Origin of the sequence: Pseudoalteromonas tetraodonis (assembly GCF_002310835.1) — a bacterium.
GTDB lineage: Bacteria > Pseudomonadota > Gammaproteobacteria > Enterobacterales > Alteromonadaceae > Pseudoalteromonas > Pseudoalteromonas tetraodonis.
Window position 1 is genome coordinate 437,346 of the sequence record NZ_CP011042.1, and the last position, 15,914, is coordinate 453,259.

Below are 15,914 nucleotides of genomic sequence, written 5' to 3' on the forward strand. Positions count from 1 at the left end.
AAAAGCATTATTTATAATGGATAACAAAGCAATGTATATTCAGTCAGGTGAATCTTATTGTGTTAATTAAAACCGATCCTGCTATTAGCCGGTTATTAATGCTGCGCAGTGGCGCCATTGCTGTGCAGCTTATTGCGGTGTTAAGCGTTTATTTTTTATTAGAGCATCAAATTGCGCTCATGCCGTTGCTAGCCGTTATTACGCTTGAGGCGGTTTTTCAGTTAGCAAGTATCTTTGCTTATAGAAATGTTAGCCAAGCAAAGCCTGTTGGCATGCTGATGCAACTGACCGCTGACGTACTTTTTTTAACTATTTTGTTGTCTTTAAGTGGCGGTGCAACTAACGCATTTGTGTCGTTATTATTGTTACCTATTATGATAGCGGCAATTACATTGAGCGCTCGTGGGCTTGCCTATATTGCTGTGCTGGCTATCGCTGCCTACAGCATGTTACTGATTAAAATGCCAGAGCATAGCATGCACCAAATGAACATGAGTGGCCACTTTATTGGCATGTGGGTTAATTTTGTTATCAGTGCCTGCGTGATTGCGTTGGTTATTGGTGCAATGAACCGTGCTTTACAACAACGTGAGCGCACTATTGCTAAAGTTAGAGAGAAACAGTTGCGTAGTGAACAACTGGTTACCCTCGATGGCGCAGCGGCGCAAATTACTCATCAATTAGCAACGCCTATTGCTAATTTACAATTATTGTTTGAAGAGCTTGTAGAAGAGCATCCCAACAATGAAATTATTCAGCAAATGCAATCACCCTTGCTGCAATGCCGCACTCAGCTTAATGATTTTAGAAAGCTCTCTATGCAGCTACGAGATAAAAACACGCAAATACCTATAAAAGCAGAGCAGCTGCAAAATCAAATTCATGATACGTTGCTATTACAATACCCTAATCAACAAATAAACTGGCTTAATGAGGCGCCTAAAGCCACATTAAAAAGTGATGCCATGCTGCTACCTGCTATTTTAAACTTATTACAAAATGCAGCGCTTGCTAACGAAAAAAAAGGCCAAATGCAATTAGAGTTGAGTTGGCAACAGCCAGATGCGCAAAGTATTGCGTTAATTATTCGGGATTTTGGCGCTGGTTTTTTATCCTCCGAGTTAGCGGAGTTAGGCGGGCAGCTCATGCCCAGCGAGCAAGGCATGGGAATAGCGGTTATGCTATCAAATGTTACGTTTGAGCGTTTAAATGGTTCGTTAACTGTTTATAATCACCCCGATGGTGGGGCGGTGGCCAAGATACAAATGCCACTATTAATAACCGAGTCGGCGCTATGAAGCTGCTAATTATTGAAGATGACATTAACCTTGCTACCACTTTGGTAAGGCGCTTAACAAAACACAGCTTTAACTGTGAGGTTACACATAACCAAACAGAGGCCTTACTTAGGGCTCGCCAGCAGCAACCTGATTGTATTTTATTAGATATGAAGTTAGCAGATGAAAATGGGCTGGCGCTTATTGCACCGCTGCGACACTTGTTACCCAAGGCGCATATTGTATTGCTTACCGGCTTTGCAAGTATAGCTACAGCCGTAGAGGCGATGCGCTTGGGCGCTAATGACTATTTAACTAAGCCTGTCGATATGGCAAGCTTATTAAAAGCGCTAAAAGTAGAGCCGGTATCGACAGTAACCGAAATTCCTGAAGAGATTATGTCACCCGAGCGTTTAGAGTGGGAGCATATTCAACATGTATTACACAGTAACAACGGTAATGTATCAATGACTGCAAGGCAGCTTAATATGCATAGACGCACTTTGCAGCGCAAGCTACAAAAAAAACCTGTGCAGCAATAAGCCCTCACTTGAGCAAGCAATTAATGACCCATACCGCCGCGCTAATAAAAAGCCAAAAAATTATACTGTTCGATGCCCAGTGCAAGCTTTGTAGTGCGTGGTGTAATTTTATTATTGCTCAAGACCCTCAGGCCATGTTTAAACTGTGCAGTGTACAATCGCCAAAAGGGCAGCAAATATTAATGCACTTTGGCTATTCGACAACTGATTTTGCCTCTATGGTTTACATTGAAAACGCTCAAGCATTTATACAAAACCATGCATTTTTTGAGGTGATTAAACGGCTAGGCTATCCGTGGAAACTTAGTGGTATATTTAGTGTGTTGCCAAATCGTTTTAACAATTGGCTTTATGATAAAATTGCATCAAATCGATATACCTTATTTGGTAAATATCACTATTGCAGGATCCCTTCAAAGCAAGACCAAGCCCACTATTTATAAGTGCTTTAATAGATGCCTGAATGTATTGGCTGTGCTAAAATCGCGGCGTTTAAATTTAAGCATTAAAAAGGCACTTACATGGCAAATACGGCGCACGCACTGCATATTTTAGTAAAACATAAAGAGATTGCAGAAGACATCATCAAGCAATTAGGCAAAGGCGCAAAGTTTCAAACTTTAGCTAAAAAGTATTCGTCATGCCCATCGGGTAAAAAAGGCGGTGATTTAGGTGAGTTTAGACGAGGTCAAATGGTTCCACAGTTTGATAAGGTGGCCTTTAGTGGTGCAATTTTAGAACCGCATTTAGTAAAAACGAAATTTGGTTGGCATGTTATTAAGGTACTTTATCGCACATAAACTAACGCAATTTTAAGTTGCCGCTATACTTATTATTTGTTCAGTTTGTTACATGCTAAAGCAACTTGGAATAACTATGAAGCTTATTATTTTATGCTGCAGTTTGATTTTAATGGCAGTGTCATTTTTTGCCAGTAGCACTGAGCAAACAATTACCCTTAAGCTTGGCAAACCAAGCATCCAAGGCATACCAAAAAACTACTATATTTTAGCGTTATTAGAAAAGAGCTTTGCAGAGGTTAATGTAAAGCTCAATATTGCCTACAGCATTGAGCCAATGAATACTAAGAGGATTTTGCAAGAGCTCAAACGTAACGGTGATGTTGATTTAGCTTGGTTAACTATGCCAAGCGCCCTCGCAGAGCAAAGATATTTAATCCACACAAGTTATCCTATTTATAATGGGCTGCATTCAAAGCGCTTGTTCATGGTTAAACAAAGTCGGTTAAAAGAATTTTCTGAGATCAAAACCTTGGCACAGCTAAAACCATTTATTGCGTTGCAAAAACAAAGTTGGTCAGACTTTTATGTTTTAAAAAACAATGGTCTAACAGTTAATGGTGATTTGAGTTATGAAAGCATGTTAAAAGCGTTAGATGAAGGACTTGGCGATTATTTTCCGCGTTCAGTTACAGCAATAAAAGCCGAAATACGTAAACACCCTCAGTATAACTTTGTTATTGAGCCACATATTATGCTGCAATACGATAATTACTATTATTTTTACGCAAACGAAAATAACAAAGCAATCATTGAGTTATTAGAGCAAGGCTTAACAAAGTTAGCAGATAGCGGTGAGTTGAACGCGCTTTATGAGCGCTATTATCATGATGTTGAGGACGGGCTTAATTTAAACAACAGACAGGTGTTTAACTTAAAAATTAATAATGTTAGGCCGCAAAATGCAGCCTAACCCGAAAAATTATTGCTCCTGCTTGGCTTCTTCTTCACTTATTTGCTTAAGTGCTTGAATAAACGATTCACTCGGTTGCCCACCGGTAAGCGCGTACTTATCATTTATAATGAAAGTAGGTACTGAGGTTATTCCCATTTGTTTAAAGTTATTTTGCTCTTGGCGTACCGCTTGTACGTATTTATCTGAGTGTAAAATTTCTCTGGCAGTGTCTTTGTTAAGGCCTACTTTTTCTACTACATCCAGTAATGCATCTTCTTGATTTAAATATTTTAAATCGGTGAAGTGTGCCTCAAAAAACGCCAGTTTTAACTCAGTTTGCTTACCTTCTTCACGAGCCCACATTAGCAAGCGATGTAAATCAAAGCTGTTGATCATGATGCGTTTACCGTCAAAATTAAAGGTAAAGCCAGCTCGTTCACCCGCATCCGCCATGTTTTGACGATTTCGCGCGCTTTCTTCTTCGGTTAAGCTGTATTTTTGCTGCAAGTGCTCGTTTAAGTCTTGCCCTTCAAGTGGCATATCCGGATTAAGCTCAAAAGGGTGCCATGTAATATCCGCACTCATTTCGTCTTTTAATTCTGCCAATGCGGCTTCTAAGTTTTTATACCCAATAATACACCATGGGCACATTACATCTGAGACGATATCTATTTTTAAGTTTTTCATAAGGATCCTTGAAGGATTGCTTTTTAATAACAATGGATATTGGGATGAAGTTTAGTTTATCAATCATTGAACATAAAAAGAGCAGCGAAAGTGCTGCTCTTTTATTGAATGTTTTCAGGTTAGCTGTTTAAACCAAATGGGTCGTCAATGCTGTGGCTTGGCTGGGTAAACCAACGCGGTCCGTCATCTGTCATATAGAAGTGATCTTCTAATCTCACACCAAACTCATCTGGAATAACCAGCATTGGCTCGTTACTAAAACACATGCCTGTGGCAAGCGGGGTTTTATCGCCGCCCACTAAGTATGGCCATTCATGAATGTCTAAGCCAATACCATGGCCTGTGCGGTGTGGGCAACCTGGTGTTTGGTATTCAGGGCCTAAGCCTTGAGCTGCTAAGTAACTGCGGGCTGCTTCGTCAACCGATTCACAGGTTTTGCCAATGGCGGCTTGATTGAAAGCTGCTAACTGGGCTGCTTTTTCAAAATCCCAAAATAGGCGCTGGCGACTGGTTGCTTCACCAAATACATAAGTGCGGGTAATATCAGACAGGTAATCGTGTACTTTGCATCCGGTATCAATAAGGACCATGTCGCCTTTTTTCAAAATTTGTGGATCTTTTACACCATGAGGGAATGAGGTAGCAAGGCCAAACAATACAATACAGAAGTAATTTCCCGGAGCACCTACTTTTTGATGCGCTTTTTTTATAAATTCTTCGACTTCTACTGTACTAATTCCTTCATAAAGCATGCTCGCCGTAGCCTGATGAACCGCTAAAGTCATATCCATGGCACATTGCATTAATGCTAATTCATTGGCTGATTTATGCATTCTACAATGTGCGGTTACAGGTTGTGCGTTAACTAGTTTTAACCCTGAACTGGCTTTATTGATGCCATCAAAAATAAAAAACTGTGCGCTTTCATCAATGCCCACGGTAGCGGTGTCACTAATATTCAGTTGTTTAAGCACTTTAACGAATAGCTCAAAAGGGTTCTCGTGTTCTTGCCAGCCGTGTATTGGGCCATCAATGACTTTAAAGCCATCTAAAGAGCCAATTTCAAAATGGGGGGCAATGTATTGCACCTCACCCATGGCGGGTAAAATAGCGCCGACTAGTCGTTCACTGGCGTACCATTTCATACCGGTAAAATACGTTAAGTTAGTACCTGCATTTAAATATATCGCATCAATATTATTAGCTTGCATATAAGCTTGCGCTTTGGCCATACGCACTAAATACTCATCGGCCTGAATTGGCGTTACTGAGTGGGTCATATTGCTTAAACTAGCAAGTGCTTGTTCGGGTGTGTGTGTACCAATACCAACTGTGGTCATATATTTTTCCTACAAAATTTTGCATAGTGTGTAGGCTAAATGCGTTCAATTCAAATTAATTGCGATTAGTGAACAAGGGATTGAACAAATAGAGGAAGTTATCAAGTCCCTCATTCCCAAGGACTTGATAACCTTGGGCTATTTTTTCGCGTAGGGTAAACGATTGAGCTTATTCGCCGTGTGGTAGCTATCTAATCCGGTTACTGCAACGGTATCGATGGCTTGTAAGTCTAAAAAGCCATCACTTTGGAGTGCTGATTTATCTACATAAACATCCATTATTTCGCCAATAACCAGCTCAGTGCCATTAACAGCTAAATGCTGATTCTCTACAAATTTTACTGCGTATTTTAGTCGGCTTTGTGCAACAAAAGGCGCTTTAAAGTCGTTTAAGTACTCTGTTTTGAGACCGGTTGCATTAAACTCAGACTCATCTTTAGCGTAACGTGCCGATGTTTGGTGTGCCTGCTGGTAAATATCACTATTTACTTGGTTAATAGTATAAACGCCTGTTTCTATAATATTTTCGAATGTATGCCTTGGTACGCTGTGCGGGCGCATTATCATGCCTACTAGCGGTGGGTGAGCGCCTAAATGAATAACTGAACTGACAATGGCTAGATTGGTATTACCTTGTAAGTCTTGTGTGCCAATTAAGTTTGCACTTTTAAACCCTGAAAGTGAATTGATAAAGTGTGTACGGGTATGTTTTTCAAGTGCGGCTATGCGGTCTTTCGAAAAATGCATGTGTTTGTTCCTTACCATTTTATGGTGTTTCCTTGCCAATCTAAGTAGGCAGGTTCGCCGTTGAGTTCTAGCTGTGGGTTTTCGTAAGTAAATTTAAATAATTGCTGAGCAACAAAATCAGGGGTAAACAGTTTACCTGCGGGCACATTTTTTTGAAATGGCTTAGAGAGCTGTGTATCTGTAGTACCTGGGTGAAATAAAACAAGTTTGGTATTTTTAGCGCGACGAGCAAGTTCAATGGTGGCTGTTTTAAATAGCATGTTCAGCGCAGACTTGGATGCGCGATAGGTATACCAGCCACCCAATTTATTGTCGTTAATACTGCCTACACGAGCGCTTAAAGCAGTAATTGTGCAATGAGTTTTGTGATTAAGCAATGGCACTATACTTTGTAAGCACAGCAGGGGGACAAGTGTATTAGAGTGCAAAAGCTGCATAAAATAATCACTGTTAATTTCTTCGAGCTTTTTTTCTGGCATGTGCTGGTCGTTGTGTAATTGACCATTAAATATTATTACCTGAGCAAGCTCAATTTGTTGTGACTTTAACGACTGGGTTAGCTCATTTAGGCTTTGCGCCGAGTAGTCGCTGTGGAAATAGGTTACCCTGTCATCATTATGCTCAATATTCGATGAGCTGACACAAATTATATTAAATTGTGCTGCTTGCTGATTTAAATGACTTACGTAGGATTGTGCAATGGCGCTACTGGCGCCAAATAAAATCACTGTTTTCATTTTTCACCTTTAGATTTGATATTGCATTGACCATTACTACACTGCGCATTGGGCATTAAAAAACGGCTTATATGATGGCGGTATTTTGCAAAAAAAGTGTAAGCATGATCGGCAAAAAAGCGAATTACGGGCAAACGAATTATTTTAAGCCAACGGTATTTGCCAACGGTGCGCCAAGCTTGATAAGTGACGTCTAAGCCGTAAATCATCTGCCCCTTATCAGTTTGGGCGTGCAATAAATCCATGGCATTTTGTTTATCGATTGCAGGAAAACGTTCACTAAAATCATCCGCATTTAAATCTTCTAGTGTAATTTTATGATCAACATCGGCACGTTTTAAATGTTGCATTTCTGCATTGCACAGTGGGCAATTGCCATCGTAAAAAATGATCATGTTATCGCTTTGTGTTTATTTTACATATGCTTTTTTACGACAAGACAATGCAAATGGATCTATTAAATATTCCCTCTTAGTGATATTAATAGGTCTCCAAGAAACGAAGGAGAGCTAGAAATGAGTGAACAATATGCCGCCTTGCGAGGTAATGTAAATCTACTTGGTCAATTATTAGGACAAACTATTAAAGATGCCCAAGGCCAAGAGATTTTAGATAAAGTAGAAGAAATTCGGGCTTTATCAAAATCATCTCGCAGTGGCAATGAAGCCGATCGCCAAGCGTTAATTGATGTACTCCATGCGCTTAGTGATGAGGAGCTTTTACCGGTTGCCCGTTCATTTAATCATTTTTTAAACTTAGCTAATGTTGCAGAGCAGTTTCATACCGTATCACGTTTTAATGATGTTGGTTTTTGCCAACTAAATCCTCTCACTCAAACATTAAAAACGTTAGCAGCAAAGGCCGAACTAGGTCAGCTTAATCATAATCATTTAGCCGACACACTCTCAAAACTCCACATAAACTTAGTACTAACCGCTCACCCAACCGAAGTGACTCGCCGTACTATTATTAACAAACATGTTGAACTAAGCGATTGTTTAGCGTCGCTTGAGCGAACCGACAACCTTGCGCAAGAGCGCGAAGCGATATTAAATCGAATTGCGCAGCTTATTAGCCAAGCTTGGCATACTGACGATATTCGTCGTTCTCGTCCAAGCCCTGTTGATGAAGCTAAATGGGGCTATGCGGTAATTGAAAATAGCTTATGGGATGCCGTGCCACGTTTTTTACGTGAGTTTAGCCAGCATGTTAAACAGCATTTGAGCCTTGAGCTACCAGCCAACTACAGCCCGATAGAATTTACGTCGTGGATGGGGGGAGATCGGGATGGTAACCCGTTTGTAACCGCTGAGGTGACTAAGCAAGTACTCGATCATGGCCGTTGGATGGCGCTGGATTTATACCAGCGTGATTTAGAAACTTTGTGTGCTGAACTTTCAATGTCTGATGCCAGTGATGAGCTCATTAAACTGGCAGGGCAAGAGTTTGAACCTTATCGAGCCGTGCTCAAAGAGCTTAAAAACCAAGTAGCTGAAACAGTGATGTACTTAAGCGCTAAAATTAAAAACAAGCGTACAGAATCACAAGATTTAATAACTGATATTAACCAAATTAAGCACCCAATTGAGGTGTGTTATCGCTCATTGTTAAAATGCAATATGCAAGTGGTTGCTGATGGCTTGCTATTAGATGTGATCCATCGTGTAAATAGCTTTGGTTTGCGCTTGGCAAAACTGGATGTACGACAGGATTCGTCAAGACACAGCGATGTGTTTTCTGAATTAACTCGTCATTTAGGTATTGGCGATTACAATCAATGGGAAGAGCAAGACAAACAAGCTTTTTTACTGACAGAGCTCAATTCACGTCGTCCGCTAATTCCTAGGCATTGGCAACCAAGTCCAGAAGTGCAAGAGGTGCTCGACACCTTTGATGTTATTGCGCAACAAGATGAAAAAACCTTTGGTTTATACATTATCTCTATGGCACGAACTGCCTCTGATATATTAGCAGTGCAGTTATTACTTAAAGAGTCTGGCTGTGGTTTTGAACTGCCTGTGGCGCCTTTATTCGAAACCTTGGATGATTTAAACGATGGCCACAACGTCATCACTACACTTTTAAATAACGAGTGGTACCGTGGACACATTAAAAACACCCAAAATGTAATGATTGGCTATTCAGACTCAGCCAAAGATGCAGGCATGATGGCTGCTGGTTGGGCACAATATGAGGCAATGGATAAGCTCGTACAACTAGCGGATGAACGCGGTATTGAGCTTATTTTATTCCATGGCCGTGGGGGTACGGTTGGCCGTGGTGGTGCGCCTGCTGCACAAGCATTGCATTCTCAGCCGCCGGGGTCGTTAAAAGGCGGGCTTAGGGTAACAGAGCAAGGTGAAATGATCCGCTTTAAATTTGGCCTGCCTAATGTGGCATTACAAAGCTTAAATATTTATGCGGGTGCGGTACTACAAAGTAATTTATTGCCACCACCAGAGCCTAAATCACAGTGGCGCGAAGTAATGGCATTAATTAGCGATGTGTCGTGTCAGCATTACCGTAATGTGGTGCGCCACGATGAAAACTTTGTGCCTTACTTTAGAATGGCGACACCTGAATTGGAACTGTCAAAATTACCTTTAGGCTCAAGGCCTGCAAAACGAAATCCAAATGGAGGGGTTGAGAGCTTACGTGCTATTCCATGGATTTTTGCGTGGAGTCAAAACCGGTTAATGTTACCTGCATGGTTAGGTGCATTGAGCGGGCTTAAAGCCGCGCTTGAAAAATACGGTATAGAAACCTTAAGTGAAATGAGCTTGCAATGGCCATTTTTTAGGGCGCGTTTAGAAATGCTAGAAATGGTATTTAGTAAAGCGGATAGCTGGTTGAGTGAGCATTACGATAATGCGCTGGTGGAAGAGATGTATAAGCCGCTGGGTGTAGCTTTACGTGATGAACTTGGTGAAGCTATAACGTTAGTGCAATCATTAAGCCCACAAAAAAGCTTATTGGCTGATCAGCCTTGGATCAAAGAGTCTATCGGGCTTAGAAATCCATACACCGATCCGCTGAATGTATTACAAGTTGAGTTATTACGTCGTTCTCGTGGCGATGATAAAGGCAATGAAAACGATATAGATAATGCTTTGATGATCACTATGACCGGCATTGCAGCGGGTATGCGTAATACAGGTTAATCCAAAACTAGATTAGTTTTAGAGGGAACACACGACGTGTTCCTTTTTTTTACGTTGAATAGGCTGGTATTTAGTTTGCCAACCTTTTACACTACTTGGCCATTGATCAAATAAAAACTATTATGGCTTCAGCAACTTTTAAAGTGCAACATAATACAGCACTTAGCAATTCACACATTTCATTAAACGTAGCGCAAACGCAAGCTCTACGCAGTCAATTAAAAACTCAACGCGGTATTTTATACCCAAACGATATTTCAGCGCTTTGCACCGAGCTTAATGTTAGCGAAGATATTTTATTACAAGGCTTAGTGCCTATGGCTTCAGAGTTTTCGGTTGCACCTATTTCCAAATTTCATGTCGGCGCAATTGCAAAAGGGCTCGATTCACAAGGAAACACTACTTTTTATTTTGGCGCTAACGCTGAGTTTGACCATCAAGCACTTAGTTTAGTGGTGCACGGTGAGCAATCTGCCATTAATAATGCCTGGTTAAATGGCGGTAAAAAAATTCTTAAAATAGCGATTAGTGATGTCCCATGTGGGTACTGTCGTCAATTTATGAATGAACTCGCTGATGCGAAAGAGCTTGATATTTTACTGCCAGCACAAAACTTTAAATTGGCAGAGTTATTACCTCATTCATTTGGACCAACCGATTTAGGCAATGAGCACAGCTTATTTAACCCAGCAGAGCAAACTAATTGTTTTGAAAACAAACAACTTGATGAAAAGCTGATGAGCTATGCTTTAGCGGCTTATGTGCCATACAGCCAAAATTACAGTGCAGTAAAAATAAGTACGTTTGAAAACGGTGATTTTTATGGCAGCTATGCAGAAAATGCAGCGTACAGCCCGAGTTTATCGCCATTACAAAGTGCTGTGAGTCAGTTGTTTTTAGCAGGACTGAGCTTTGATAAGCAAACAGTTAAATCAGTTACGTTATTAGAAACGGCTGGTCATGAAAACCAATCAGGGGTGGCAAAAGCCGTGTTAGCAAGCTTTACTGGCTTGCCAACACTTGAGGTTATTAGCGCAACATTAGCCAAGTAACACTTTAGCGGCTTCAAGTACCACGGCAACCGATTTTTTCTCAATCTCGCCGTGGTCTACGTTAGGAATTTCTTGACGTGTTCTATTTACTAATACACCTGCAACACAGGCTGCTTGTAGGCCAAGAGCGGCACACATAGTAAATAAAGTAGCCGATTCCATTTCGTAGTTCATCACGCCTAGTTTTTGCCATTCTTCACAGCTACCTTGTAATGACTTAGGAACATAACCAGAATGCGTATCGTAACGCTCTTGTCCTGGGTAGAAGGTATCGCTTGAAGCGGTGATACCGATATGAAAATCGATGTTTAGGTTTTCACAGGCTTTTACCATTGCTTGAGTGGCAAAAAAATCAGAAACAGCAGGGTAGCACAGCGGTGCAAAATGCTGACTCGCGCCATCCAAACGAACTGAGGCTTGGCTAATTAAAATATCGCCTTCGTTAATGTGCGGCTGAATCGCGCCTGTTGTGCCAATGCGAAGAAAGCTACGTACGCCAAGTTGAGCCAGTTCTTCAACCGCAATTGACGTTGAAGGGCCGCCGATACCGGTTGAACATACAACCACTGAGTGGCCGTTTAATTGGCCTAAATAAATGTGAAACTCACGCGTTTGAGCAAGGCAGGTTGGATTATCTAAGAACTGTGAAATGCGTGCTGCACGATCTGGATCCCCTGGAACAATAGCCAGTTTTGCACCTTTTAAATCATCAATACACAGTCCTAAGTGAAATACCTTTTCCATAACTAAGCCTTTTTAATAAGAGTTGTTGTCAATTTAACATGATTACGAGAAACCTAAATGAAGTACAGGACGGATGTCCGTATTGATTTATTCATCAACTCTGAATATTCAATCAATGGCTAAAATTACTAACAAAATGAGCCAGTTGACTTGTTTGCTCAGACACTATATTCATACCTCAGAGCAAACCAGTAGCTAGCTAAAAGAGTTGTTAGCTAAATTTTAAATTGTTTATATTCATAAGGTTAGTTAGTAGGTTTTGTATTGTTTTGCCGCTGACCTAACCTCGCAAAACACAACGTTCAGTGATTTTTATAACCACAGACAATTAATTTTTAATTTATTCAGCGTTCGTCGTTTTGCATAACTACTCAATAATAGACAAGATATTCAGATTGAAAAAGGGTTTACAATGAGCACACAATTTCAAGCATTTAAAAATAAAGTTGAACACTGTTTATGTGCACCTGGCGACGGTGTATTCACGGTTAATACGGCAAAAGAACGCAAAGCAGCACTCAGAAATAAATTATATGGTCAAACTGAAAATGTCGATGCTTTATGGCGTGACTCGCTAAATGAATTACCTAACTCACCCCACAAAGCGGTTATGCTGGGGATTAGCTCTGATTGTGGTGGTGGTATTTTACGCGGTGCAAACTGGGGGCCTTTATTTTTACGTTCAGCTTTAATTGACCAGCAAACACAGTGTCGTTCATTTGACTTAGGTGATGTGCGCGTAATACCGCATTTATTACACGATAAATACTTAAACGAGGCAACAATTACCAATTGCCAAAAAGCGCTTTATGGCAATGACAATAACGATCATTTCGTAAGTCCACTGTCTATTACCGAAGATGTATGTGACAGCTTTTATGCAACATTCCAAGATAAAGGCATTTTTGGCATTGGTGGCGATCATTCTATTAGTTACCCGCTGACAAAAGCGTATTTAAAAGCCAAACGCGAGCAAGGTAAACGTACGGCAATTATTCATTTTGATGCTCACACCGACTTACTCGTAGAGCGTTTGGGTATCGATTTATGTTTTGGCTCTTGGTGTACCCATATTTTAGAATTTTTACCCGCGCCACATCATTTAATTCAATTTGGTATTCGCTCAAGTGGTAAGCCTAAATCACATTGGGAAAGTACCTTTGGCGTTAAACAGCACTGGGCTGCTGAAATTATTGAGCGTGGCGCAGCCGCTGTTGCTGCCGATACAATCGCGCAACTAAAGGCTGACAAGGTTGATGAAGTGTATGTAAGCTTTGATATTGACGCACTAGATGCTCAATTTGCTTCAGCAACAGGTACACCTGAAGAAAATGGATTAACACCACAGCATGCGCTTGATATTTTGTCAGCCATTGCCGATGAGTTTCCAATAACCGGTGCAGATATGATGGAAATCGCGCCGTTTACCGACAGCTCATTAGTGGGTCAATCAAGCTCAGAGACGACGCTTAGAGAAGGCGCTAAAATTTCAGCATTCTTAATTGCAGCAATGAATCGTTAATCCTAAAGGTCAAAATTGGCTATTTGTAAATAATCCGCTATATTAAATTTGCTTTAATCAAAAAAGTAACATCTTAAATTTTATATAGTGGGTTATTGTGACTAAGTGGTATTGTGTATTATTGTTCATTGTAAGTCATCATTGTGCGGCTAAACTTACTGTTGTAACAGAGAACTTTGCGCCTGCGCAGTATCTGGACGCGAATAACAATTTAGTAGGTGATGCTGCCGATAAAGTCCGATTAGTGCTTGATAGCGCAGGTATTGATTATTCAATTTCTGTAAATGATTGGAGTATGGCTTACAATATTGCACTGAGAGATCCCCAAACCTGTATATTTTCTATTTCTCGTTCGCCTGAGCGGGAACATAATTTTATTTGGTTTGCTAAGCTTGCCCAATTTGACACTAATTTTTACTCCCTTAAAAGCAAAGGTATTTCCTTAACTAATTTAGAGCAGGCAAAGCAATACCGTATTGCGGTTTTAAAAGATAACTACAGCCATCATTACTTACTTTCAAAGGGCTTTAAAGAAAACGAAAATTTAATGCTGTTTAGTAGTTTTGATAATATTTTTAAGATAATCCAAACCCGAAGTTCGAGTATTGATTTAGTTGTTATACCAGCGCAGCGAATAAACCATGAACAATCTCATTTATTAAATAAATTACAACTCGAATTACTTATGCCCATCAATGCCCATCAAGCCCCTTTATATTTCGCCTGTAATAAAAATCTACCCGATAACGTAAAGCAACAACTTAGCGCGGCTTTTTCTTCATATGAGTCTAAACTATAAATATTAAGCTTTTGATTTTTATTAGTTATTAATATTATTTAAATATCAATTGCCCTGTCTATAAAAGCGTCTATAATCCAGCTGCTTTTGCTTGTAAAAGCGATTATTTTGGAGTTATAAATGGGTGATTTAATCGGGATTGCGTTATTAATCTTGATGAGTGCGTTATTTGCGATGTCAGAAATTTCGATTGCCGCTTCACGCAAAATTAAGTTAAGAGTAATGGCGGACGAGGGCAATGTGCACGCTTTGGCGGTTTTAAAGCTGCAAGAGCAGCCTGGGGCTTTTTTCGCCATGATCCAAATTACGCTCAATGCGATTGCGATATTAGGCGGGATTGTTGGCGAGCAAGCATTGTCTCCTTACATGCAAGAAATACTACAGCTGTTTTATCAAGGTCCATTACTTGGGCAAATTAGCTTTGTATTATCGTTTTTAATTATTACCTCGTTATTTATTTTATTTGCCGATTTACTACCAAAGCGTTTAGCGATGATTTTACCTGAGGCCGTTGCCGTGAGGGTGGTGACAATTATGCGCTGGGTTACTTTTGCGCTCACGCCACTGGTATTATTTTTTAATGGCTTAACCAATATTGTTTTACGGGTGTTTAAAGTGCCCAGTGAACGTGAAGATATTGTGACCACTGAAGATATTGTTGCGATGATGGATGCTGGTGCTGAATATGGCAGTTTACAGCAACAAGAGTATGATTTAATAGGAAATGTATTTGATTTAGAAGCGCGTTTCTTATCAAGCGTTATGTCACCGCGTGAGCAAATTGTTTATTTTGATATTGATGAATCTAGCGACGATATAGCAAATAAAATTATAGATCACCCGCACAATCACTTTTTAGTGTGCAAAGGCAATCTTGATAAGTTAATTGGCTCTGTTGAGTCTAAAGATATTTTACGCCAAGTACTCAAAGGTGAGGCGGCAAATATTAACGATGACATGCTTGATAAAGATATTTTTTACTTGCCCGAAACATTGAGTTTATCTGAAGCGTTAAATGCGTTTAAAACCGCTGTGCATCCTTTTGCGGTGGTAGTTAATGAGTATGCTTTGGTGGTTGGGATTGTTACGGTTAAAGATTTAATGAAAGGTTTTATGGGCGATTTAATTACTCATCAAAGTGAAGAGTTAATTATTGAACGCGACGCGAGTTCTTGGTTAGTGGATGGCTTAACCCCGATTGTTGAGCTGGCGAAGGTACTTGAAATTGATGAATTTCCTGATCAAAATCATTATGAAACCGTGGCCGGATATTTAATTTATACCATGAAACATATTCCTAAACGCGCAGAGTTTGTTTTATTTGCAGGTTTTAAATTTGAAGTTGTGGACGTGGAAGGAATTCGTATTGAGCAGTTACTAGTATCTAGAGTTAATACTGACAACGAATAATGACAGCCAACATAGCTTAAGAGCAGCCAATGAAAGTTCATTGGCTGCTTTTTTATGGGTGTCGCTTAAATAACTCAGCTATTGTTTGTGTTATTTGTGTTACTTATCTATTCAATTGTAAAAATGTGTAAATGTTGCTCAGTGGCTATTTTTAATTGCTGTACTATAGTTTAGAATGATCGTTCATTCTAAACTAAAAGG

Annotated in this window: 16 protein-coding genes; 10 read left to right on the plus strand and 6 right to left on the minus strand. The window is 40.1% G+C overall.

The window, feature by feature from the left end; translation table 11 throughout:
• Nucleotides 1–59 precede the first annotated feature (59 nt).
• From PTET_RS17695 to PTET_RS17715, 5 genes are all read left to right on the plus strand, one after another.
• Complete coding sequence (locus tag PTET_RS17695) at nucleotides 60–1,298, plus strand: sensor histidine kinase (protein ID WP_096039052.1); 1,239 nt, start codon at nucleotides 60–62, stop codon at nucleotides 1,296–1,298.
• Nucleotides 1,295–1,819 carry a response regulator transcription factor gene (locus PTET_RS17700; protein ID WP_096039053.1) on the plus strand — a complete coding sequence of 175 codons (525 nt, stop codon included), beginning with the start codon at nucleotides 1,295–1,297 and terminating at the stop codon, nucleotides 1,817–1,819. Before PTET_RS17695 ends, PTET_RS17700 begins: the two co-directional genes overlap by 4 nt.
• Before the next feature lie 23 nt (nucleotides 1,820–1,842).
• On the plus strand, nucleotides 1,843–2,262 hold the full coding sequence (locus tag PTET_RS17705) for a thiol-disulfide oxidoreductase DCC family protein (protein ID WP_096039054.1): 420 nt from the start codon (nucleotides 1,843–1,845) through the stop codon (nucleotides 2,260–2,262).
• Nucleotides 2,263–2,340: 78 nt separating this feature from the next.
• The gene (gene ppiC, locus PTET_RS17710) at nucleotides 2,341–2,619 is read left to right on the plus strand and encodes a peptidylprolyl isomerase PpiC (RefSeq protein WP_008464312.1); all 279 of its coding nucleotides are present in this window, start codon (nucleotides 2,341–2,343) and stop codon (nucleotides 2,617–2,619) included.
• Nucleotides 2,620–2,695: 76 nt separating this feature from the next.
• Entirely contained in the window at nucleotides 2,696–3,532 is an 837-nt protein-coding gene (locus PTET_RS17715) for a substrate-binding periplasmic protein (RefSeq protein WP_096039055.1), read from the plus strand.
• A gap of 9 nt (nucleotides 3,533–3,541) precedes the next feature.
• On the opposite strand, the gene PTET_RS17720 is transcribed toward PTET_RS17715, so the two are convergent.
• From PTET_RS17720 to PTET_RS17740, 5 genes are all read right to left on the minus strand, one after another.
• Nucleotides 3,542–4,201: a DsbA family oxidoreductase gene (locus PTET_RS17720; RefSeq protein ID WP_036983869.1), complete on the minus strand. Its 660-nt coding sequence runs from the start codon at nucleotides 4,199–4,201 to the stop codon at nucleotides 3,542–3,544.
• A gap of 119 nt (nucleotides 4,202–4,320) precedes the next feature.
• Nucleotides 4,321–5,541 carry a M24 family metallopeptidase gene (locus tag PTET_RS17725; RefSeq protein ID WP_096039056.1) on the minus strand — a complete coding sequence of 407 codons (1,221 nt, stop codon included), beginning with the start codon at nucleotides 5,539–5,541 and terminating at the stop codon, nucleotides 4,321–4,323.
• A gap of 138 nt (nucleotides 5,542–5,679) precedes the next feature.
• Nucleotides 5,680–6,288, minus strand: coding sequence for a flavin reductase family protein (locus PTET_RS17730; protein ID WP_036983871.1), 609 nt, complete (start codon nucleotides 6,286–6,288; stop codon nucleotides 5,680–5,682).
• 11 nt (nucleotides 6,289–6,299) lie between these two features.
• Nucleotides 6,300–7,025, minus strand: coding sequence for an SDR family NAD(P)-dependent oxidoreductase (locus PTET_RS17735; protein ID WP_096039057.1), 726 nt, complete (start codon nucleotides 7,023–7,025; stop codon nucleotides 6,300–6,302).
• Nucleotides 7,022–7,420 carry a thiol-disulfide oxidoreductase DCC family protein gene (locus tag PTET_RS17740; protein WP_016899157.1) on the minus strand — a complete coding sequence of 133 codons (399 nt, stop codon included), beginning with the start codon at nucleotides 7,418–7,420 and terminating at the stop codon, nucleotides 7,022–7,024. The genes PTET_RS17735 and PTET_RS17740 overlap by 4 nt, the downstream gene beginning before the upstream one ends.
• 120 nt (nucleotides 7,421–7,540) lie before the next feature.
• On the opposite strand from PTET_RS17740, the gene ppc reads away from it, so the two are divergent.
• Together ppc and cdd are read left to right on the plus strand one after the other, a co-directional pair.
• Nucleotides 7,541–10,186, plus strand: a complete 2,646-nt coding sequence (ppc, locus tag PTET_RS17745; RefSeq protein ID WP_096039058.1) for a phosphoenolpyruvate carboxylase — start codon at nucleotides 7,541–7,543, stop codon at nucleotides 10,184–10,186.
• A 122-nt stretch (nucleotides 10,187–10,308) separates the two neighbouring features.
• Nucleotides 10,309–11,238 carry a cytidine deaminase gene (gene cdd / locus PTET_RS17750; RefSeq protein ID WP_096039111.1) on the plus strand — a complete coding sequence of 310 codons (930 nt, stop codon included), beginning with the start codon at nucleotides 10,309–10,311 and terminating at the stop codon, nucleotides 11,236–11,238.
• Here cdd and udp read toward each other — a convergent pair.
• Entirely contained in the window at nucleotides 11,227–11,982 is a 756-nt protein-coding gene (udp, locus tag PTET_RS17755) for a uridine phosphorylase (protein WP_008112319.1), read from the minus strand. The two genes, cdd and udp, sit on opposite strands and share 12 nt — an antisense overlap.
• Before the next feature lie 412 nt (nucleotides 11,983–12,394).
• On the opposite strand from udp, the gene PTET_RS17760 reads away from it, so the two are divergent.
• The 3 genes from PTET_RS17760 to PTET_RS17770 all read left to right on the plus strand — a co-directional run bounded on the left by PTET_RS17760 (nucleotide 12,395) and on the right by PTET_RS17770 (nucleotide 15,713).
• Nucleotides 12,395–13,504, plus strand: coding sequence for an arginase family protein (locus tag PTET_RS17760; protein ID WP_013463135.1), 1,110 nt, complete (start codon nucleotides 12,395–12,397; stop codon nucleotides 13,502–13,504).
• 97 nt (nucleotides 13,505–13,601) lie between these two features.
• Complete coding sequence (locus PTET_RS17765; protein WP_041695991.1) at nucleotides 13,602–14,303, plus strand: substrate-binding periplasmic protein; 702 nt, start codon at nucleotides 13,602–13,604, stop codon at nucleotides 14,301–14,303.
• 120 nt (nucleotides 14,304–14,423) lie between these two features.
• Entirely contained in the window at nucleotides 14,424–15,713 is a 1,290-nt protein-coding gene (locus tag PTET_RS17770; RefSeq protein ID WP_013463137.1) for a hemolysin family protein, read from the plus strand.
• The last annotated feature ends 201 nt before the right edge of the window (nucleotides 15,714–15,914 follow it).